Raw genomic sequence first — 19,711 nt, 5'->3', positions numbered from 1 at the left:
ATGAAAGGCCGTTTACTGGATGCCATCCCACTCAACTCTCTGACCGGCGTTGGCGCAGCGCAAAGCAGTAAACTGGCGAAAATTGGCCTGCACACCGTACAGGACCTCCTGCTACACCTCCCCCTGCGTTACGAAGACCGTACCCATCTGTACCCAATTGGCGAACTGCTGCCGGGCGTCTATGCCACCGTTGAAGGCGAAGTGCTGAACTGCAATATCACCTTCGGTGGCCGCCGGATGATGACCTGTCAGATCAGCGATGGCTCCGGCATTCTCACCATGCGCTTTTTCAACTTCAGCGCAGCAATGAAAAACAGCCTCGCCACCGGTCGCCGGGTGCTGGCCTACGGTGAAGCCAAACGCGGGAAATACGGCGCAGAGATGATCCACCCGGAATACCGTGTGCAGGGCGATCTCAGCACGCCGGAATTACAGGAAACGCTTACCCCTGTTTATCCGACTACCGAAGGCGTGAAGCAAGCCACGCTGCGCAAGCTGACCGATCAGGCACTGGATCTGCTCGATACTTGCGCCATTGCCGAACTGCTGCCGCCAGAGCTGTTACAGGGCATGATGAGCCTGCCCGAAGCACTGCGCACGTTGCACCGCCCCCCACCGTCGCTGCAACTCAGCGATCTGGAAACAGGACAACATCCGGCGCAACGACGCCTGATTCTCGAAGAACTGCTGGCGCATAATCTCAGCATGCTGGCATTACGCGCCGGGGCGCAGCGTTTTCATGCCCAGCCGCTGAGCGCAAACAATGCGCTGAAAGATAAGCTGTTGGCGGCGCTACCATTTAAACCGACTGGCGCACAGGCTCGCGTTACCGCTGAGATCGAACGTGATATGGCACTGGATGTCCCAATGATGCGCCTGGTACAGGGTGATGTCGGCTCCGGTAAAACGCTGGTTGCGGCGTTAGCCGCCCTGCGCGCTATCGCACATGGGAAGCAGGTTGCGCTGATGGCCCCCACCGAATTATTGGCTGAACAACATGCGAATAACTTCCGCAGCTGGTTCGCACCGCTGGGCGTTGAAGTGGGCTGGCTGGCGGGCAAGCAGAAAGGCAAAGCGCGTCTGGCGCAACAGGAAGCCATCGCCAGCGGTCAGGTGCAGATGATTGTCGGTACCCATGCAATTTTCCAGGAACAGGTTCAGTTCAACGGTCTGGCACTGGTTATCATCGACGAACAGCACCGCTTCGGGGTGCATCAGCGTCTGGCGCTGTGGGAAAAAGGTCAGCAGCAGGGTTTCCACCCGCACCAGCTCATCATGACTGCCACGCCAATCCCGCGCACGCTGGCGATGACCGCCTATGCCGATCTCGACACCTCAGTAATTGATGAACTCCCACCGGGACGTACGCCGGTCACCACGGTCGCCATTCCGGATACCCGCCGCAGCGACATCATTGATCGCGTGCGCAACGCCTGTACCCACGAAGCGCGCCAGGCATACTGGGTTTGTACGCTGATTGAAGAGTCTGATCTGTTAGAAGCTCAGGCAGCAGAAGCAACGTGGGAAGAGCTTAAGATTGCGCTACCAGAACTCAATATTGGCCTGGTACACGGCCGTATGAAGCCCGCCGAGAAGCAGTCAGTAATGGCGGCCTTTAAGCAGGGTGAACTGCAACTGTTGGTTGCCACCACGGTGATTGAAGTGGGCGTGGACGTGCCAAACGCCAGCCTGATGATTATTGAAAACCCGGAGCGCCTGGGCCTGGCCCAGCTGCATCAGCTACGTGGCCGCGTAGGTCGTGGCGCGGTGGCCTCCCACTGCGTCCTGCTGTACAAATCACCGCTGTCTAAAACCGCGCAGAAACGCTTGCAGGTTCTGCGAGACAGCAACGACGGGTTCGTGATTGCGCAAAAAGATTTAGAGATTCGCGGCCCCGGCGAGCTGTTAGGTACTCGCCAGACCGGAACGGCAGAATTCAAGGTCGCAGATTTACTGCGTGATCAGGCGATTATCCCGGAAGTTCAGCGCATTGCTCGCCATATTAACGAACGCTATCCGCAACAGGCCGTGGCGCTAATAGAGCGCTGGATGCCGGAAACCGAACGCTACTCCAACGCATAGTCGATTCATAGCGGCGGCGGAGGTTACCCCGCCGCACAGCCGTTATTGCGCAAAAATCGGTAACAGCAGATACAGCTTAATCACCAGCGCGTTGACGATATCGATAAAGAATGCCCCCACCATCGGCACCACCAGAAACGCCATATGGGATGGCCCAAAGCGTTCGGTAATCGCCTGCATGTTGGCAATCGCCGTCGGCGTCGCGCCGAGGCCAAAACCGCAGTGTCCGGCAGCCAGCACAGCGGCATCGTAGTTCTTACCCATCATGCGCCAGGTAACGAATATCGCATACAGAGCCATGAAAATGGTCTGCACAACCAGGATTGCCAGCATCGGCAAGGCCAGAGAAGCCAGTTCCCATAGCTTCAGGCTCATCAGCGCCATCGCCAGGAACAGTGACAGACTAACGTTACCCAGCACAGAAACCGCACGTTCGAACACCCGGTAAAAGCCCAGTAGCGCCAGACCATTGCTGAGGATCACCCCAACAAACAGCACGCAAACGAAGGTCGGCAGTTCCAGCACCGTCCCAACCAGCATTTGCGCAACGATTTTACCCACCGTCAGACAGATAGCGATCAGCGCGATGGTTTCAATCAGCACCAGTGAGGTGATCATGCGTCCGACGTCCGGCTTTTCAAATGCGGTCGGCACAGCCTGATCGTCCGGCATACCGTCTGGCGTGGTGGAGTGTTTGACCAGATAGCGTGCCACCGGGCCGCCAATCAGCCCACCCAATACCAGACCAAACGTTGCGCAAGCCATCGCCACTTCAGTCGCATTGGTGAAGCCATAACGTTCAATAAACAGCTTGCTCCATGCGGCCCCGGTTCCGTGTCCACCAGAGAGGGTGATCGAGCCAGCGATCAGACCCATCAGCGGGTCCAGACCCAGCAGGGTCGCCATACCAATACCGATGGCGTTTTGCATCAGCAACAGGCCAACAACCACAATCAGAAAAATACCCACCACGCGGCCGCCAGCACGCAAACTTGCGATATTGGCGTTCAGACCGATAGTGGCGAAGAAGGCCAGCATCAACGGATCGCGCAGGGTCATATCGAAGTTAACTTCCCAACCCATGCTTTTTTTCAGCACCAGCAGCGCAATCGCCACCAGCAGGCCGCCCGCTACGGGTTCGGGAATGGTGTATTTTTTCAGGAAGGAAACAGACTGGACGAGCTTACGTCCCAGCAGCAACACAAGGGTTGCCGCAACCAGCGTTGATAACGTATCGAGATAAAACATTTACAGCTCCATTAGTGCGTTTAGCACAATCACGCACGATGCATTCCAGACCGATTTTTAGCTCTTATTGAGTTTTCGGGGTGGATTTTAAGCAGAAAATGATGAAAAGTTATATAAAAATGTTTGTTTATCCGTTTTAAATATTAAGAATACCTGCTAGCAAACGTTTGCTTTTCCGCCCTAGTCAGATAAAATCACCGCTTTTCCACCATGGGATTGCCTCTGATGTCCGTTAACGCCGTAGAGTCAACAAATGCGCAACCGGTTGCGCAGACTCACAACAGTGAACTGATTTACCGTCTTGAAGATCGCCCCCCGTTAGCCCAGACCTTGTTTGCCGCCTGTCAGCATCTGCTGGCCATGTTCGTCGCGGTAATTACTCCCGCTCTGTTAATTTGCCAGGCGCTTGGTTTACCGGCTCAGGATACTCAACACATTATCAGTATGTCGCTGTTCGCCTCCGGCGTAGCTTCTATCATTCAGATCAAAGCCTGGGGGCCGGTAGGCTCAGGGCTGCTATCCATTCAGGGCACCAGCTTTAACTTTGTTGCGCCACTGATTATGGGCGGTACGGCGCTAAAAACCGGTGGCGCAGATGTCCCAACCATGATGGCGGCGCTGTTCGGTACGTTGATGCTGGCAAGCTGCACCGAGATGGTTATCTCACGCGTACTACATTTGGCGCGGCGGATCATTACCCCATTGGTCTCAGGCGTGGTGGTGATGATTATCGGCCTGTCGCTGATTCAGGTGGGTCTGACATCAATTGGTGGTGGCTATGCCGCAATGAGCGACAACACCTTTGGTGCACCGAAGAATTTACTGTTGGCAGGCGTGGTACTGGCGCTAATCATCCTGCTTAACCGTCAACGCAACCCTTACCTGCGTGTTGCGTCATTGGTGATTGCGATGGCGGCAGGCTATCTGCTGGCCTGGTTTATGGACATGCTGCCGCAAAATACCGCACCGGTAAGTCAGGACCTGCTAATGGTGCCAACGCCGCTGTATTATGGCCTGGGTATCGACTGGAGTTTACTGCTGCCGCTGATGCTGGTCTTTATGATCACCTCACTGGAAACCATCGGCGATATTACGGCCACCTCTGATGTCTCCGAGCAGCCGGTTTCTGGTCCGCTGTATATGAAACGCCTGAAAGGCGGCGTGCTGGCGAACGGCCTGAACTCGTTTGTTTCCGCTGTGTTCAACACCTTCCCGAACTCCTGTTTTGGGCAGAACAACGGGGTTATTCAGTTAACGGGCGTTGCCAGCCGCTACGTCGGTTTTGTGGTGGCGTTGATGTTGATCGCGCTGGGCCTGTTCCCGGCGGTTAGCGGTTTTGTACAGCATATTCCTGAGCCAGTACTGGGCGGGGCAACGCTGGTAATGTTCGGTACTATCGCCGCATCCGGCGTGCGTATTGTGTCCCGCGAGCCACTGAACCGCCGCGCGATTCTGATTATCGCGTTGTCGCTGGCCGTCGGCCTGGGCGTCTCCCAGCAGCCGTTGATCCTGCAGTTCGCCCCGGACTGGGTGAAAAACCTGCTCTCTTCCGGCATTGCCGCAGGCGGTATTACCGCTATCGTTCTGAACCTGGTGTTCCCGCCAGAGAAGCAATAAGCAAAATGCGGCGTTGATTCTGAATCAACGCCGCTGTAACGCTCTTTCACCATTCCCGCCTTGAGCATTGCGTCTAAATCGTGCATAACTTGACTATGTGCACTTCGCGGGATGGAAGACCATGAAATTTATTGGAAAGCTGCTTCTTTACGTGCTGATCGCCCTTGCAGTGGCGATCCTCGGCCTTTATTTTCTACTGCAAACCCGCTGGGGCGCAGAGCACGTCAGTGCCTGGGTTTCACAGAACAGCAGCTACCATCTGGCCTTTGATGCCATCGATCACCGGTTTTCTTCCCCTTCCCATATTCTGCTGGAAAACGTCACCTTTGGCCGGGATGGTCAGCCCGCCACGCTGGTCGCCAAAACGGTCGATATTGGACTCAGTAGCCGCCAAATCACCGACCCGCTGCACGTAGACACCATTTTGTTGCAAAACGGCACGCTGAATCTTTCCCAGCAAACCGCGCCGTTACCGTTTCAGGCCGATCGCCTGCAATTGCAGGATATGGCGCTTAACAGCCCCGGTAGCGAGTGGAACCTCAGCGCCCAGCGCGTTAACGGCGGCGTCATTCCCTGGAGCCCTGAAGCAGGTAAAATTCTCGGCAGCAAAGCGCAAATTCAGCTCAGCGCCAGTTCGTTGACGCTCAACGATGTCCCGACCACCAACGTCTTGATTGAAGGCAGCATTGACCATGACCGGGTGACGCTTAGCAATATTGGCGCAGACGTGGCGCGTGGAGCATTAACCGGCGTAGCGCAACGCAATGCCGACGGGAGCTGGGTAGTGGAGAATCTGCGCCTGAACGATATCCGGCTGCAAAGCGACAAATCGCTGGCCGACTTTTTTGCCCCGTTAAGCACCATTCCTTCCCTGCAAATTGGTCGTCTGGAAGTAACGGATGCCCGTCTGCAAGGCCCTGACTGGGCGGTGACGGATCTCGATCTGAGCTTGCGCAACATGACCTTCAGCAAGGACGACTGGCAAACTCAGGAAGGAAAATTGTCGATGAACGCCAGCGAGTTTATCTACGGCTCTCTGCACTTCTTCGATCCGATTCTGAACGCCGAGTTCTCACCACAGGGCATTGCGCTGCGCCAGTTCACCACCCGCTGGGAAGGCGGTATGGTCAGAACATCCGGAAACTGGCTACGCAGCAACAAAGCGATGGTCCTCGATGATGCCGCTATTGTCGGTCTGGAATACACGCTGCCGGAAAACTGGAAGCAGCAGTGGATGAAACCTCTGCCAACATGGCTAAACAGCCTGACGCTGAAGAAATTCAGCGCCAGCCGCAATCTGGTAATTGATATCGACCCGAGTTTCCCGTGGCAGCTCACCGCGCTTGACGGTTACGGCGCTAACCTCGGGCTGGTACAGAACAATCAGTGGGGGATCTGGAGCGGGAGCGCCACCCTCAACGCCGCTGCTGCTACCTTTAACCGCACGGATGTACGTCGTCCTTCGCTGGCGCTGACGGCGAACAACAGCACCATCAATATCAGCGAACTGAGCGCCTATACGGAAAAAGGGCTGCTGGAGGCCACCGCCAGCATTTCGCAGTTGCCTCAGCGTCAGGCTCAGATCAGCCTGAACGGACGCGGCGTGCCAATGACGATCCTGCAGCAGTGGGGCTGGCCCGCACTGCCGCTTTCCGGCGATGGTAATATTCAGCTTACCGCCAGCGGCAATATTCAGGCCGATGCGCCGCTCAAGCCAACGGTCAGCGGGCAACTGCATGCGGTGAACGTGGAGAAACAGCAGGTCACGCAGACTATGCAGGCGGGTGTGGTTTCAGGGAGTGAAGTCACAGCACCACCACCTGCGCAATAATTTATTGCCCGGTGGCGCTTCGCTTACCGGGCTTACTCACGCTCATAAACGAATATATTCACTGCACAACAGCCACTTCACCGGCTCATCCTCTTCAATCGCCGGGAAGCGACCGCCAGGTTCCAGAAAGTGGTTGTCATGCTGGTCGTCATTGACCATCGAGATTTCCCAGCCCAGCACGAACGCCTTCTCCGCCCAAAAGCGATGATACAAGCGCGGCGGCAGGCACACCCCCTGTCCCGGTTTCAATACCAGCGTCTCGCCAGCGTCAACGGTACGCCGCTGACCATCGACGCTAACTTCAACAATACGCCGTGCGTCATACCCGTCATCAGGCGTGGCCCATGCCAGCTGCATACATAAGTCACCGCCGCCGCGATTCACGATATCTTCCATTTTATGGCGATGAAAATGCCATGGCGTTTGCTGATCCTGCTGAATTTGCAGCATCTTTTCGGCGTACGGTTTGGGGTAATCCGCTGACCCCATCAGACCATTGCGCAACGTCAGTAACGTCAGTCCCGTTTGCGCAAAATCTCCACGCCCAAAGTCGGTAATATCCCAGCCCAGCTGGAGATCGCGCACTTCACGCCACAGAGATTGATCCTGTTGCCGCCAGGCATCGATCGTAAAATACGCAAAATCAGGCAGACAGACCCGAAAAGTCTCGGCGATGGCATGCGCTTTATCGACGGCATAATTAATATGTGAACGCTTCATTCCACTTTTCCTTGTTGCGAAAGAGGCGGGTCGCCCCGCCTGCATGCCGTTAGTAAAGTGATGCTTTGCCGGTTGAACCGAACAATTTCATTTTGTGGCGGATCACGTCCCGCGCGGCGCTAATGGCTTCTGGGTAGATTACGTTCGGGTCCCACCAGGTTTCTTTTGCCAGGATTTCGCGGACTTTCTGGAAGTAGGCATATTTCATATCGCTGGAAATGTTGATTTTGCCAACACCCAGCGTGACGGATTCGGCAATTTCCGCATCCGGGTTCGCGGAACCACCGTGCAGCACCAGCGGAATATCCACACGCCCGGCGATGTCGCGCAGGATATTCATTTGCAGCTCTGGCTGCATCCCTTTCGGGTAGATCCCGTGCGCGGTTCCAATCGCCACCGCCAGCGTGTCTGCACCGGTTCGGGCGATAAAATCCTCTGCCTGAGCAGGATCGGTATAAGTAACCTTCGACACGCCGCCTTCCACTGACGTCCCGGTCTGACCAATCGTACCCAACTCCCCTTCCACAGAAACACCTACCGCATGCGCCAGCTTGACCACTTCGCGGGTCAGCGCCACGTTCTCTTCATACGGCAGCAGCGAGCCATCAATCATCACCGAGGTAAACCCACACTGAATCGCCCGCAGCACATGCTCAACCGAAGCGCCGTGGTCCAGATGCAGAGTAAAGGGAACCGGGCTACGCAGAGTGATATCGCGGACATAGCTAAAAAACGCATCGCCGACAAAATCATGTTCACTGGGGTGAATAGAGATAATCGCCGGGGTATTGGTCGCTTCCGCTTCCTCCACTACTGCACGTACAAAGCAGCTGTCCGCCACGTTGAATGCGCCGATAGCAAAACCGTGCTGACGAGTAGGTTGCAGTAATTCTTTCATCGAAACTAACATGTTAATTCTCCAGTTTCAGGGTGTAGAAAGCCCTGCCAGTGCGTCATCGCAGAGGCATAGAAGGCGTTACAGAAAATGAATCAGGCTTTGCCGATAGCGCCGCTGGCCTGCAGGTACGGAATAATGGCTTCCTCGCAGGCCTGCTCCATCAGGGCCAGGGCATCAACGAGCTCACCGGATGTGTCACGACACAGGGTATGCAGTAGCGCAGCCTTTCCGGCTTCGAAAACCGCCGCACCAACGTTTATCTTGGCGACGCCAAACGTCGGGCAACGCTGTAGCTGATCAAACGGCGTCCCGCTGCCGCCATGCAGCGCCAGAGGTACAGTTGATAACCGGGCTATTTCCTCCAGCCGCAGGAAATCAATAGCAGGTGTGATACCCGGCGCGTACATGCCGTGTGCCGTACCCACCGACACCGCCAGCAAATCGATCCCGGTCTGTTGGATAAAGGGTTCCACGTCGGCGGCCTGAGTCATCAAATCAGCGTTAGCGGCATGGTCATAGCGCGGAGCATCGGCCAGATGGCCCAGCTCGCCTTCCACGCACAGAGAAACGCTGGCTGCGAGCTCGACCACTGCCCGGGTCTGGCGAATGTTCTCCTCCAGCGCAAAGGCGGAGGCATCGATCATTAACCCGCTGAATCCGGCGCGAAAAGCCTGACGAATGCGTACAGGATCCTTTCCATGATCCAGCGCCAGCGCGACCGGTACTGAGGCTTCCTCTGCCAGCGTTTTGACAACCGCAGCCGCTATCGGGGCCGGAAAATGCTCCAGATGCCCCTGATACAGATTCAGAATAATGGGCGCACGGTGTTTCTCTGCCACCCGAACCGCCGCGCGGGCGCTTTCCAGGTTCATGCAGTTAATGGCCAGCAGCGCGTACTGCTCGCGCCAGGCTTTCGTCACCATGCTTTTCATATCGGCAAACATACGGCCTCCGGTTATTCCAGGGTGAAGGTGATCTCTTCGTCTTTCAGTTTTTGATCGCTGAGTTCATCAAACTCTTCGTCACGCTCGGTCACCGGTTTCTTCCACAGCGACAACATGACACCGCAAATCACTGTGCCGATCCCCAGCGCCAGGCAAAACAGCAGCGGATGCGTAAAGAGCGGAACCACAAACATGCCGCCGTGCGGTACCGGGCTTTCGACACCCCACACCATAATCAGGCCGCCCGCAATCGCCGAGGCCACCACGCAGGAGCCCACCACACGCAACAGATCGCGCGCCGCAATCGGAATGACCCCTTCGGTAATCATGCAGATCCCCATCGGGAATGCGGCCTTCAGCGCCTCACGTTCCGCACGGGTGTACTTGTGACGCGTCAGCAGGAAAGAGAGCGTAATGCCGAACGGAGGGATCATCGAACCAACAAACTTCACCGCTTCCGGACCGTACACACCGCTGACCAGCATGCCGTCAGCAAACAGCGACATGGTTTTATTCACCGGTCCGCCGAAGTCGAATGTCGCCATCGCACCGAGGATAGCGCCCATCAGAAAGCGGGATCCGCCCTGCATGGACTCCAGCAGATGAATCAACGCGTCCTGCAGCCAGGCTATCGGCTTGCCAATTAGCGTCATCATCAACAGGCCGCCAATGACGGTACTCAGTACCGGCAACACCATGATGGGCATCAGCCCCTGCATCGACTGTGGCAAACGGATATAGCGCTTAAGTAGCAGTACGGTATAACCGACCAGGAACCCGCCCAGCATCCCGCCGATAAAACCGGTATGAATTTCGCCGCAAACAAAGCCGACAATCAGGCCCGGCGCAAATCCGGGACGATCGGCAATGGAGTACGCAATCGCCGCACTAATCAGCGGTACGATTAACCCCATCCCCCAGCCGCCAATCTGGTTGAGCATCCAGGGTATGGTTCCTGTTTTTTCACCCACGTTAGTGCCGCCAAGTATTTGCCCGAGAGCAATACAGATCCCGGCGGCGACAATTAACGGGATCATCCACGAAATCCCCGTTAATAAATGTCTTTTTATTTCCTGAGATAGCGGAATTTTATTTTCACCCATGTGAAATCCCTCCAGAATGAGGATCGCTACTGGTTATTATTAACTAATGATTTTTCGACCTTTTCAAGAAACTGAATGGGCGATTTTATGACGATTTCGGTTTTCACTCGCACGATGCGTTTATTTGAAAATCGTTCCTCCCCTTTTATTTTGACATCGACAGCAAGAATTACGACATCAGCTGCAGAAATATCCTCTGTCAGCAGTTCGTTCTCCGTGCCGATAGTTCCCTGGGTTTCAACTCTTATATTATGACCAAGCGCTTTAGCACCTTTAATTAGCTTCTCACGGGCAATATAGGTGTGCGCAATACCCGCCGTACAGGCGGCAACACAAACAATATTCATAACATGCTCCACTTTTTATTTAGCAGACATTGGATTCAGCATATTGGCTAAAAAGCTCAATAATTTTCTGTGGACTGCTTTCGACTAACAGTTGTTCAATAATGTCGTCATCCGCCAACGCGCCGGCAACCTGCGAAAGCAGACGAATATGTGTAGTGTTTTGATCTTCAAGACGTACGGCAAACAGAATGATGCAGCGCACGTTGCTGCCATCCAGGGTTTCCCAGGGAATATCCTGGCGGGTACGCCCAATTGCCAGCGTGGTATTGACCACCGCCGAGGATTTCCCGTGCGGGATCGCAATATGATTTTCGAAGCCGGTCGAGCCTTCTGATTCACGCTGCCAGACATCCTGAATAAACGTTTCCCGACAGCTAATTGCCCCATCTTTCTGCAGAATATCCGTCAGTTCCTCAATAGCCTCCGTTTTGTTTGTGGCCTTCATGTCCAAAATAACGCGATTTGTATTGAGTATTTTCGTGATGTCCATCAATCATACCTCATGGAGTTCAGACATTAATTTTCGACGACCAGCGACGTCGCCCGATGTAATTTTTCCGTAATAACCGTTTCTGTTACCCGCTTAATATCTGCATCATTGAAAAAGGCGGTGACATACACGACCGGCATAGCAACAGCAGGTAAATTTATCGTCGATACCACCAGTTCAATATCGTCAGTCATTACGGAGGGCAGGCTGCCTGCCGATACCACGCCGACGATAGTCCAGTCCGGAAAGGCGCGCAGAATACGGCTTTTGAGTAAGTGAGAGGTGCCAATACCGGTTGAGCAGACCAGCAGCACACGCTTACGCGCTATCTGCCGCTCCATTGCGGCTTGAAAATGCACGGTTAAATATCCCACCTCATCATCCGACACGGGCCGCTCGCCCCAACCGCTAAACACCCGATTCACCGCGCACTGGGTCAGACGCCACACGTCCTGCAACTCGCCTTTAATATCCTCCAGCAGCGGATTACGAATGCGGATCTGGTAGTTCAGGCGGTTAATCAGCGGCTTAATGTGGATCAGCAATCCGTCATACAGCGCCGTGTCCTGGCTAAGATCGCTGTCGACCATCTCGGCAAAGGAGGCAATCAACCGATGGGTAATCAAACGCGCTTCGTCGCTAGAGTGCATATGGCCAATCACGCTCACGTCGTTATGCTCTTCAATTACCACGCCGGAAGAGATAATGTATTGATAAATAAACCAGACTTCGTCTTCCGGCAGCGGGTGGGCAATGCGTTTTTCAATATGCTGAATCATCCGGCTGGCAATGGAAAAAATATTCTCGTCACATGAGGTGATATTTTCATCTTTTCTCGGCAGCGCATTGCCCCGCGTGATGCGGTACATCATGATCAAAATATGGGTAAAGATATTGACGTAATAAGGCTCGCCCAGAGACCAGCACAGGTCGTTCTCCATTTCCTGCAATAACGTCTGGACAAATAAAACATCTTCTTCGCCAAAGTAATGCACTAAGGCTTTATAACTGCCCGGGTCAAGGCGTGAATAAACCACGTTACCAGGTTCATTATGGTTAATCACGCCGTTAATCAGCGACGCCATCGCCTGGCGTACACCGCTCTCGCTGCCTTCGATATGCGTGCCGCTCTGACTGCGAATCAACGACAGGCCCAGTGGGGTAATCCAGGATTCAATTACTTTCAGATCATTAACAATCGATGCGCTACTAATGAAATAACGTTCGGATAATTTACTGATCGACGTTTCATGCGGCGTTTCGCTTAATAACTGTGAGGCTATCTTGACTCGCCGTGAATTATTCATCATGCCGTCAGTATCATCACCTTCCGATCCTAATAACTGATCCATATATAAAAGGTCGGTAATATTATCGGAACTTAATATCACCCCAGCACCAGCACGTTTATCGATGGTTATTTTCCATTCTGATAACCAGGGTTCCAGTAAGCGCAGATCGCGCTGCACAGTTTTCTCTGAAACAGATAAATACTCGGCAATTTTCAGCAGCGTGACATATTCCTTCTTAGACAGAAGAAACTTTAATAATCTGTTTTGTCGCGAGGTAATCATTTGCATTATTTACCCTTATCACACACCAGATTAAATAGCTAAAGAAGCGCTTATGCTCCACGTGTAATCCGTGATGATAAATATAAGAGGACTACGATGCGTCAACAATACTAAATCGTGTCCAGTAATCCGGACAGAAATAAGACAAAAAGAGGAAATAGTGAGATATTTACGGCGCAGATCACATTTTTCGCGGGAATCAGAGTGATACCGCTCGCAAATATGCAGAGATAAAAATTTAATTCAGGATGTTTTGGATTTTCAGATCTGGAATGCTGCTCGCAGCGTGGGCCGGATAAAACGCATCCGGCACCACGTCGACACATGCTTACAAGGTAATCGTCAGCTCACTGCCCTGTGGAGTAATAACTACACCCAGCTCACTGCCCATATGCGACCCGCATTTAATGCCGCCAATTTTCTGAATATTTCGCAGGCACAGCGTCCAGTTACGTGCCTCACCGTTCCCTTTCACAGTGATGGTATTACCTACACGCGTCGCCTTCAGCGTGAAGATAACCGAGCCGTCCATCGCAGGCACTTCACACACCGCTTCCCGGCCCTCCTGCAGATGGAACAGCTGGAACGCGGTTCCTTCATGCCAGGCGTAGTCCGGCTTCTGGTTATTGCTGCCCAGCGCCAGCAGGGTGTTCTCGCGCACGTAGACTGGCAGACTCAGGAAGTCATGCTGCTGTTTATACCAGCGACTGCCAGACACCTCGTCGTTACGCCACAGATGCGTCCAGCGTCCTTTCGGCAGGTAAAACTGTACATCGCCCGCCTCGCTAAACACCGGCGCAACCATCACGCTATCGCCCAGCATGTACTGGCGGTCGAGATAATCACACGCCGGGTCGTCCGGGAACTCCAGCATCATTGCGCGCATCATCGGCGTTCCTAGCTCATGGGCGCGCGCCGCTTCGCGATACAGATACGGCATCATGCGGCATTTCTGCTCGGTGAAGTAGCGCACCACATCGCAGGATTCGTCATCGTACGCCCACGGCACGCGGTAGGATTTGCTACCGTGCAGACGGCTGTGGCTGGAGAGCAGCCCGAACGCACACCAGCGCTTGTAGACGTGCGCCGGGGCGGTATTCTCAAAGCCGCCAATATCGTGACTCCAGAAGCCAAAGCCGGACAGACCAATGGACAACCCGCCGCGCAGGCTTTCGGCCATCGATTCATAGTTGGCATAGCAGTCGCCGCCCCAATGCACCGGAAACTGCTGCGCGCCGACCGAAGCTGAACGGGCAAACAGCACCGCCTCTTCTTCACCGACAGTCTCTTTCAGCACGTTCCACACCAGTTCGTTGTAGATGTACGCATAATGGTTATGCATTTTCTGCGGATCGGCACCGTCAACCCACTGAACGTCAGTAGGAATGCGTTCGCCAAAGTCGGTTTTGAAGCAATCCACGCCGATATCCACCAGACCTTTCAGCTTGTTGGCATACCACTCACAGGCTTGAGGATTAGTGAAGTCATAAATCGCCAGGCCCGGCTGCCATTTATCCCATTGCCACAGGGAACCATCCGGCCGCTTGAGCAGGTACCCCTTCTCTTTCAGCTCGTTGAAAATCGGTGATTTTTGCCCGATATACGGGTTGATCCACACGCAGACCTTCAGCCCTTTTTCTTTCAGGCGGCGGATCATGCCTTCCGGATCCGGGAAGGTCACCGGATCCCACTCAAAGTCGCACCACTGGAAGGCTTTCATCCAGAAGCAGTCAAAGTGAAAAACGTGTAGCGGCAGATTGCGCTCGGCCATGCCGTCGATAAAGCTGTTGACCGTCGCTTCGTCATAATTGGTGGTGAACGACGTGGTCAGCCACAGGCCGAACGACCAGGCGGGCGGCAGCGCGGGACGGCCAGTGAACTGGGTATAACGGTTCAACACGTCCTTCGGCGTTGGGCCGTCGATGACGAAATATTCCAGATACTCGCTTTCCACGCTGAACTGCACTTTCGACACCTTTTCAGAGCCGATTTCAAACGACACACACTGCGGATGATTCACCAGCACACCGTAACCGCGGTTGGTGATATAGAACGGGATGTTCTTGTAAGATTGCTCGGTGCTGGTGCCGCCGTCACGGTTCCAGGTTTCTACCGTTTGCCCGTTACGCACCAGCGCGGTGAAGCGTTCGCCCAGTCCGTATACCGTTTCCCCAACACCCAGATCCAGGCGCTCAAACATATAGTTGCGCCCGCTGTGGGTATCCTGCACGTAGCCGTTATTTTTTAGCTGACTGCCGGTAATACGTTCGCCGTTACGCAGGAAGTCCAGCGACCAGAATTCCCCTTTGGTAACGCGCACGCTCAAGTTACCGCTCTTCAGTTCGGCAAACTCAGTGGTGTTGTGCATCTCGACCTTCACATCCTGCAGCACATTTAGCGGGTAATGCGGACCGGTATCAAGCGCGCCCTGGAAGTGCTCCATACGCACACCGACCACGCCTTCCTGCGGCGAGAAGAAGCGCAGGGTAAACAATGGGGTATCCAGTTGCCAGGTACGTTCACGCACGTCACGCGGCGCAACGTAGACAATCATCTCATTGCCCTGCTGTTCAACCTCGAACACCTGAATCGGGTTAATCACGTTCAGACCGGGCTGAATCAGCCAGTTTCCATCGCTAATTTTCATTGTCGGTTCCTTAGTTCTGTAATTCTTTCGTCGTAAAATCCTGCTGATTGCGGCGCGCACCCTGAGCCAATTGATTCATGATTTCAGTCAGATACGGCGTTTTCAGGGTATAGAAGCGTTTGGCAATCACGGCACTCAGCAGGTAGCAAATAGCCGGGACAATAGTGAACAGCCCGATGATGATGCTAATGGTGGCGCTGTTCTGGGTTTTCGCTGCGGCGTCGTAGCCCCCGCCTGCCAGCATCCAGCCGATCAGCGCCCCGCCGAGCGCCAGACCCAGCTTGAGCACGAACAGCGTGCCCGCAAAGCTGATCCCCGTCAGACGTTTTCCGTTGCACCACTCGCCGTAATCCACGGTGTCGGACATCATTACCCACTGAATTGGCGTCACGAGCTGATGCAGTACGCCAATCACGAAGATGAAGACGAACATAGTGATGTTGGCGTGCATCGGTACGAAGAACATCGCCAGACTGACGACCGCCAGCGCGGCGTTGGTCCACCAGAAGACGCTGACTTTGCATTTCCAGTCAGTCAGCGGTTTTGCCAGCGCAGAGCCGATCAGGTTGCCGACGCAATAGGTGGTGAGGAAGGCGACAAACACTTCTGGGGTGCCCAGAATCCAGGTGACGTAATACATCATCGCCCCGCCGCGTACGCAGACGGCCAGGATGTTGAGGATGGTCAGCATGCCGACGATGCGCCATTGATCGTTCTGCCAGATGTCGCGCAGGTCTTCACGCATCGAGGTGGTACTCGGCGGCGCTTCCACGCGTTCTTTGGTGGTGAAAAAGCAAAACGCCAGCATCAGGAACGCCACAACCGAGAGCACGGCAATCCCGCCCTGAAAGCCGAACGCTTTATCCTCGCCGCCAATCAGATCCACCAGCGGCATCATCAGCACGGTGGAGAGCATGCCGCCCGCCGTCGCCAGCACAAAGCGCCATGATTGCAGGGAGATACGCTGCGTGGGGTCATTGGTGATCACGCCGCCCAGCGCACAGTAGGGAATATTCACCACGGTATAAAGCAGGGTCAGCAGCGTGTAGGTGATTGCGGCATAAATCATTTTGCCGTTCAGACTGAGATCTGGCGTACTGTAGGCCAGCACACACACCAGACCAAACGGCAGCGCGCCAAACAGCACCCACGGGCGGAATTTCCCCCAGCGCGAGCGGGTGCGGTCGGCCAGCAGCCCCATACAAGGGTCTGAGATAGCATCCAGCGCGCGGGCCAGCAGGAACATGGTGCCGACAAATCCGGCCGGAATACCAAAAATATCGGTATAGAAGAACATCATATATAACATGACATTATCGAAGATAATGTGGCTGGCAGCATCGCCCATTCCGTAGCCAATCTTCTCTTTAACAGACAGAATCTCACTTTTCATTACGCATCCTTGTTAGCACTTTCACACGCACTGATACCGGTTACAGTTCTTGTAAACCATCCCTGTGAGCGCGGGTATTCCGATATCTCGTTATCAAATTACGATTCTTGTTTTCTGTGATCGGGGTAGCGTCGAAAAAATGTGATGAAATGTAACTAACGGATTTATTGAGGATTTATATGAAACTGGTCATGGTATAGATAAACGGAAGTTAAAAAAGTGAGTGAGGGGGTGTGGAAACGTTTGGAAGTAGCTATAATGCGCCCCGCCTCCATGTAGCAATCGAGGCGCGGAAGATCGTCATCTCCGGTGAGGTGGCTGGACTTCAAATCCAGTTGGGGGCGCCAGCGTTCCCGGGCAGGTTCGACTCCTGTGATCTTCCGCCAAAATTCTCATATCATCCTCAAAGATTTTATTTCATTTCAATTGTCATAACCTTCAGAATTAAGGAAGAGACATGAGTTGGGCACTAGCTATCGCTACTATTTTTGCTACCCTTTTAAGTCCCTTGCTCGCAGTCAGAGTACAAAAGCTTATCGAGAAACATTCAGAAAAAAGAAACATAAAAGTTAATATATTCACCGAACTAATGGCAACAAGATCGGCCGCAGCTCGCCTTTCCAATGAGCACGTTAGAGCGCTGAATATGATCGACTTAGCATTCTATGGTGATTTAAAAGGAAGTATAAACAAAAGAACAAAATCCGAGAAAAAAGTCCTTGATGCCTGGAAAGAATATTTCACTCATTTATGTACTCACTGTCCAGAAAGTGAGAGTGGTAACACGTTGTGGAATCAAACTAGCGATAGACTATTTGTGAATTTACTTTCTGTTATGGCTGAAGATATAGGCTACGATTTTGATCGAGTTCATTTGCAGAACGCTATTTATATACCTGTAGCTCACGGACAAATGAATTTAGATAATCAAAAAATTCGTAAAGGCCTAGCTTCAATTTTCTCTGGTGAAACAGCATTAAAAATGGATGTAGTTTCTTTTCCCGAATCTTCTGACGCTCAAAATTCTCAATTGAACTAGCCTACATTTCTGGCTCAATACCTAATTTACGTAATTCATTTCTCCCCAAGGTTTTGAGCCAATTCCCCAAACTCATCCCCTCAGCCTTTGCTGCAGCCTCGAACTGCGCCTTTAACTCAGGTGTGATACGAATCTGGAAAGTTGGAGCCTTTCCGGATTTGGACTGATTTGGGTCGCGTTTAGCCGTTGACATGTACGTACCTACAAGCGCAAGATATCACCAATCAGGTACGTACCTTTACACCTAACGACCTGATTTATAAACGCCCTCGCCCGGTATTCGCAGTACCCGACGAGAGCTAACCTCACCAACTATCAAGGAGTTGATTATGGCTGATTCGCATTCTACCCCAGACAGCGACCAATTCGGAACCGAACGTTCGGTAATTGTGGGATATCGCCCGAATGTTTTCGACAAATCCACACCAAAAATTATTCTTTCCGGCAAGTGGCTACGCGCAGCGGGGTTTGATACCGGGCAACAGATTAGCGTAAAAGTGATGAACGGTTGTATCGTCCTGATGGTCTATGGCGAGCAGGAGCAACGGCTGCAGGATGAGCTGCAAGAAGCAAATCAGAAGTTAAAAAGAATTGAGAGCACGTTGGCGACTCTCCAGTGAAGTACAGCTGAACCTGCAAGCAGTACTTACAGGTTCACTTGGTGCCGGATGGCGCTTGCGCTTATCCGGCCTACTCTCCTGGAAAATGAAGCCAAAGTGTAACGGGAACCCAAACAAATGAATCACCACGAAAAACCAGACACCATCTTTTCGATTGACGACGATGAAAAAGTCGAAGAAATAAAAATTCAGTTACTGAAAGCCAAGATTCAATGTGCACAATGTGATATTCATTCTGATAATATTGTTAACGGCGATAATTTCTTTGATGAATTAATGGAGCCTGATAAATGAAAAAAGCAATATAAACTTACGGGCAATAATCAATAATTATGATATTTGAAGCAGCAACTCATTATTCATGAATCAGAAACGCATTAGAAATGATTCAATCACTACACTAAAAATCATAATAAAAATACTATCCTGATGGCCTATGCCAAACGATAAACATGACAGCACAATAAACACCATATTATAATCCCGCTAAAAATACACAGGCATCCTTTTTCTTTAATCAGGAAGGGACAGCCTCGTTTCTAATAAATTAGATTATTGGGTTACATATGAAAAACGTATTCATGGCAATGGTTATCGCTCTCGTCACTATCACCGCATCATCCACTGTTTTCGCATGCCCGAAAGGAGAACACCCGCACGGAGGTACAGGCTCGCACCATAAAGGTGGATGGTGTTCATATGATCAGTAAAATTGCCATTCCTGTCTTGTTATTGCTCTGTTTTTCAACACCTGTGCTGGCAAAATCGACATTGAATATCGACGGCAACTCGCTTTATCACGGTTATCAGTTGTATGAGAAAGGTTTTGATTATTTGAATGTTCGGGATGAACAGACAGCAGTGATGTATATGTCTTTTGTTGCCGGTGTAGCGGGGACACTATCAAAAGAAAATATCATCTGTAATGAAAGCATAACCATTGGGCAGGAAGCTGATATTGTTGGTAATTACCTCCAGACCCATCCTAAAGAACGAACAAAATACAGTCCTTCTGAATTGGCCATGATTGCTTTGGGCAAAGAACTTGCTTGTAACAAAAATAGTAATAGCTAGCGCTGCACACAGCTTGTATTGTCGGATGGCGCTAACGCTTATCCGACCTACAATTCCCCCAAAAAATAAAGCCGCTGACCCATT

Annotated in this window: 18 protein-coding genes and 1 tRNA gene; 8 read left to right on the top strand and 11 right to left on the bottom strand. The window is 52.7% G+C overall.

What is annotated here, in order from left to right:
- A complete protein-coding gene (recG, locus tag SK33_RS00380; protein WP_048218844.1) occupies positions 1–2,082 on the top strand; it encodes an ATP-dependent DNA helicase RecG in 2,082 nt (693 codons plus the stop codon).
- A gap of 42 nt (positions 2,083–2,124) precedes the next feature.
- Here recG and gltS read toward each other — a convergent pair whose 3' ends face one another.
- The gene (gltS, locus tag SK33_RS00375; protein WP_003024029.1) at positions 2,125–3,330 is read right to left on the bottom strand and encodes a sodium/glutamate symporter; all 1,206 of its coding nucleotides are present in this window, start codon (positions 3,328–3,330) and stop codon (positions 2,125–2,127) included.
- A gap of 225 nt (positions 3,331–3,555) precedes the next feature.
- Between gltS and xanP the strand changes: the two genes are divergently transcribed.
- Both xanP and SK33_RS00365 read left to right on the top strand, forming a co-directional pair.
- The gene (xanP, locus tag SK33_RS00370; RefSeq protein ID WP_003024026.1) at positions 3,556–4,947 is read left to right on the top strand and encodes a xanthine/proton symporter XanP; all 1,392 of its coding nucleotides are present in this window, start codon (positions 3,556–3,558) and stop codon (positions 4,945–4,947) included.
- Positions 4,948–5,068: 121 nt separating this feature from the next.
- A complete protein-coding gene (locus SK33_RS00365; protein WP_048217049.1) occupies positions 5,069–6,778 on the top strand; it encodes an AsmA family protein in 1,710 nt (569 codons plus the stop codon).
- A gap of 42 nt (positions 6,779–6,820) precedes the next feature.
- On the opposite strand, the gene SK33_RS00360 is transcribed toward SK33_RS00365, so the two are convergent.
- The 9 genes from SK33_RS00360 to SK33_RS00320 all read right to left on the bottom strand — a co-directional run bounded on the left by SK33_RS00360 (position 6,821) and on the right by SK33_RS00320 (position 16,894).
- Positions 6,821–7,498, bottom strand: a complete 678-nt coding sequence (locus tag SK33_RS00360; RefSeq protein ID WP_032937161.1) for a D-lyxose/D-mannose family sugar isomerase — start codon at positions 7,496–7,498, stop codon at positions 6,821–6,823.
- 49 nt (positions 7,499–7,547) lie between these two features.
- Complete coding sequence (locus tag SK33_RS00355) at positions 7,548–8,408, bottom strand: ketose-bisphosphate aldolase (RefSeq protein ID WP_003024018.1); 861 nt, start codon at positions 8,406–8,408, stop codon at positions 7,548–7,550.
- A gap of 80 nt (positions 8,409–8,488) precedes the next feature.
- Positions 8,489–9,340: a class II fructose-bisphosphate aldolase gene (locus tag SK33_RS00350; RefSeq protein WP_003024015.1), complete on the bottom strand. Its 852-nt coding sequence runs from the start codon at positions 9,338–9,340 to the stop codon at positions 8,489–8,491.
- Positions 9,341–9,351: 11 nt separating this feature from the next.
- Positions 9,352–10,443 (bottom strand): PTS fructose transporter subunit IIC, encoded by a 1,092-nt coding sequence (locus tag SK33_RS00345; protein ID WP_048218845.1) that lies wholly within the window; start codon positions 10,441–10,443, stop codon positions 9,352–9,354.
- Positions 10,444–10,469: 26 nt separating this feature from the next.
- The gene (locus tag SK33_RS00340) at positions 10,470–10,790 is read right to left on the bottom strand and encodes a PTS fructose transporter subunit IIB (protein WP_003844521.1); all 321 of its coding nucleotides are present in this window, start codon (positions 10,788–10,790) and stop codon (positions 10,470–10,472) included.
- 19 nt (positions 10,791–10,809) lie between these two features.
- Positions 10,810–11,280, bottom strand: coding sequence for a PTS sugar transporter subunit IIA (locus tag SK33_RS00335; protein ID WP_003024008.1), 471 nt, complete (start codon positions 11,278–11,280; stop codon positions 10,810–10,812).
- Positions 11,281–11,306: 26 nt separating this feature from the next.
- Positions 11,307–12,860 (bottom strand): BglG family transcription antiterminator, encoded by a 1,554-nt coding sequence (locus tag SK33_RS00330; RefSeq protein ID WP_048218846.1) that lies wholly within the window; start codon positions 12,858–12,860, stop codon positions 11,307–11,309.
- A gap of 322 nt (positions 12,861–13,182) precedes the next feature.
- Positions 13,183–15,501 (bottom strand): alpha-xylosidase, encoded by a 2,319-nt coding sequence (gene yicI / locus SK33_RS00325; protein WP_048218847.1) that lies wholly within the window; start codon positions 15,499–15,501, stop codon positions 13,183–13,185.
- Between the two features lie 10 nt (positions 15,502–15,511).
- A complete protein-coding gene (locus tag SK33_RS00320) occupies positions 15,512–16,894 on the bottom strand; it encodes a glycoside-pentoside-hexuronide family transporter (protein ID WP_048218848.1) in 1,383 nt (460 codons plus the stop codon).
- Positions 16,895–17,185: 291 nt separating this feature from the next.
- Between SK33_RS00320 and SK33_RS00315 the strand changes: the two genes are divergently transcribed.
- Both SK33_RS00315 and SK33_RS00310 read left to right on the top strand, forming a co-directional pair.
- A tRNA-Sec gene (locus tag SK33_RS00315) sits at positions 17,186–17,280 on the top strand.
- A 71-nt stretch (positions 17,281–17,351) separates the two neighbouring features.
- Positions 17,352–17,933, top strand: coding sequence for a DUF6680 family protein (locus SK33_RS00310; RefSeq protein WP_048218849.1), 582 nt, complete (start codon positions 17,352–17,354; stop codon positions 17,931–17,933).
- Between the two features lies 1 nt (position 17,934).
- Here SK33_RS00310 and SK33_RS00305 read toward each other — a convergent pair whose 3' ends face one another.
- Complete coding sequence (locus tag SK33_RS00305) at positions 17,935–18,126, bottom strand: toxin-antitoxin system HicB family antitoxin (protein ID WP_003844491.1); 192 nt, start codon at positions 18,124–18,126, stop codon at positions 17,935–17,937.
- 136 nt (positions 18,127–18,262) lie between these two features.
- Between SK33_RS00305 and SK33_RS00300 the strand changes: the two genes are divergently transcribed.
- The 3 genes from SK33_RS00300 to SK33_RS00290 all read left to right on the top strand — a co-directional run bounded on the left by SK33_RS00300 (position 18,263) and on the right by SK33_RS00290 (position 19,627).
- Positions 18,263–18,553 carry a SymE family type I addiction module toxin gene (locus tag SK33_RS00300; protein WP_048218850.1) on the top strand — a complete coding sequence of 97 codons (291 nt, stop codon included), beginning with the start codon at positions 18,263–18,265 and terminating at the stop codon, positions 18,551–18,553.
- A 117-nt stretch (positions 18,554–18,670) separates the two neighbouring features.
- On the top strand, positions 18,671–18,847 hold the full coding sequence (locus tag SK33_RS00295) for a hypothetical protein (protein WP_044700470.1): 177 nt from the start codon (positions 18,671–18,673) through the stop codon (positions 18,845–18,847).
- A gap of 405 nt (positions 18,848–19,252) precedes the next feature.
- The gene (locus tag SK33_RS00290) at positions 19,253–19,627 is read left to right on the top strand and encodes a Rap1a/Tai family immunity protein (RefSeq protein WP_016151201.1); all 375 of its coding nucleotides are present in this window, start codon (positions 19,253–19,255) and stop codon (positions 19,625–19,627) included.
- Positions 19,628–19,711 lie beyond the last annotated feature (84 nt).

This window comes from Citrobacter sp. MGH103 (assembly GCF_001034475.2).
GTDB lineage: Bacteria > Pseudomonadota > Gammaproteobacteria > Enterobacterales > Enterobacteriaceae > Citrobacter > Citrobacter freundii.
The sequence above is the reverse complement of the archived record's forward strand: the minus strand, read 5'-3'. Positions and strand labels throughout refer to the sequence as shown.

Coding starts and splice junctions, on each gene's coding strand:
- recG (WP_048218844.1), top strand. CDS start 1: ATGAAAGGCCGTTTACTGGATGCCATCCCACTCAACTCTCTGACCGGC.
- gltS (WP_003024029.1), bottom strand. CDS start 3,330: ATGTTTTATCTCGATACGTTATCAACGCTGGTTGCGGCAACCCTTGTG.
- xanP (WP_003024026.1), top strand. CDS start 3,556: ATGTCCGTTAACGCCGTAGAGTCAACAAATGCGCAACCGGTTGCGCAG.
- SK33_RS00365 (WP_048217049.1), top strand. CDS start 5,069: ATGAAATTTATTGGAAAGCTGCTTCTTTACGTGCTGATCGCCCTTGCA.
- SK33_RS00360 (WP_032937161.1), bottom strand. CDS start 7,498: ATGAAGCGTTCACATATTAATTATGCCGTCGATAAAGCGCATGCCATC.
- SK33_RS00355 (WP_003024018.1), bottom strand. CDS start 8,408: ATGTTAGTTTCGATGAAAGAATTACTGCAACCTACTCGTCAGCACGGT.
- SK33_RS00350 (WP_003024015.1), bottom strand. CDS start 9,340: ATGTTTGCCGATATGAAAAGCATGGTGACGAAAGCCTGGCGCGAGCAG.
- SK33_RS00345 (WP_048218845.1), bottom strand. CDS start 10,443: ATGGGTGAAAATAAAATTCCGCTATCTCAGGAAATAAAAAGACATTTA.
- SK33_RS00340 (WP_003844521.1), bottom strand. CDS start 10,790: ATGAATATTGTTTGTGTTGCCGCCTGTACGGCGGGTATTGCGCACACC.
- SK33_RS00335 (WP_003024008.1), bottom strand. CDS start 11,280: ATGGACATCACGAAAATACTCAATACAAATCGCGTTATTTTGGACATG.
- SK33_RS00330 (WP_048218846.1), bottom strand. CDS start 12,860: ATGCAAATGATTACCTCGCGACAAAACAGATTATTAAAGTTTCTTCTG.
- yicI (WP_048218847.1), bottom strand. CDS start 15,501: ATGAAAATTAGCGATGGAAACTGGCTGATTCAGCCCGGTCTGAACGTG.
- SK33_RS00320 (WP_048218848.1), bottom strand. CDS start 16,894: ATGAAAAGTGAGATTCTGTCTGTTAAAGAGAAGATTGGCTACGGAATG.
- SK33_RS00310 (WP_048218849.1), top strand. CDS start 17,352: ATGAGTTGGGCACTAGCTATCGCTACTATTTTTGCTACCCTTTTAAGT.
- SK33_RS00305 (WP_003844491.1), bottom strand. CDS start 18,126: ATGTCAACGGCTAAACGCGACCCAAATCAGTCCAAATCCGGAAAGGCT.
- SK33_RS00300 (WP_048218850.1), top strand. CDS start 18,263: ATGGCTGATTCGCATTCTACCCCAGACAGCGACCAATTCGGAACCGAA.
- SK33_RS00295 (WP_044700470.1), top strand. CDS start 18,671: ATGAATCACCACGAAAAACCAGACACCATCTTTTCGATTGACGACGAT.
- SK33_RS00290 (WP_016151201.1), top strand. CDS start 19,253: ATGATCAGTAAAATTGCCATTCCTGTCTTGTTATTGCTCTGTTTTTCA.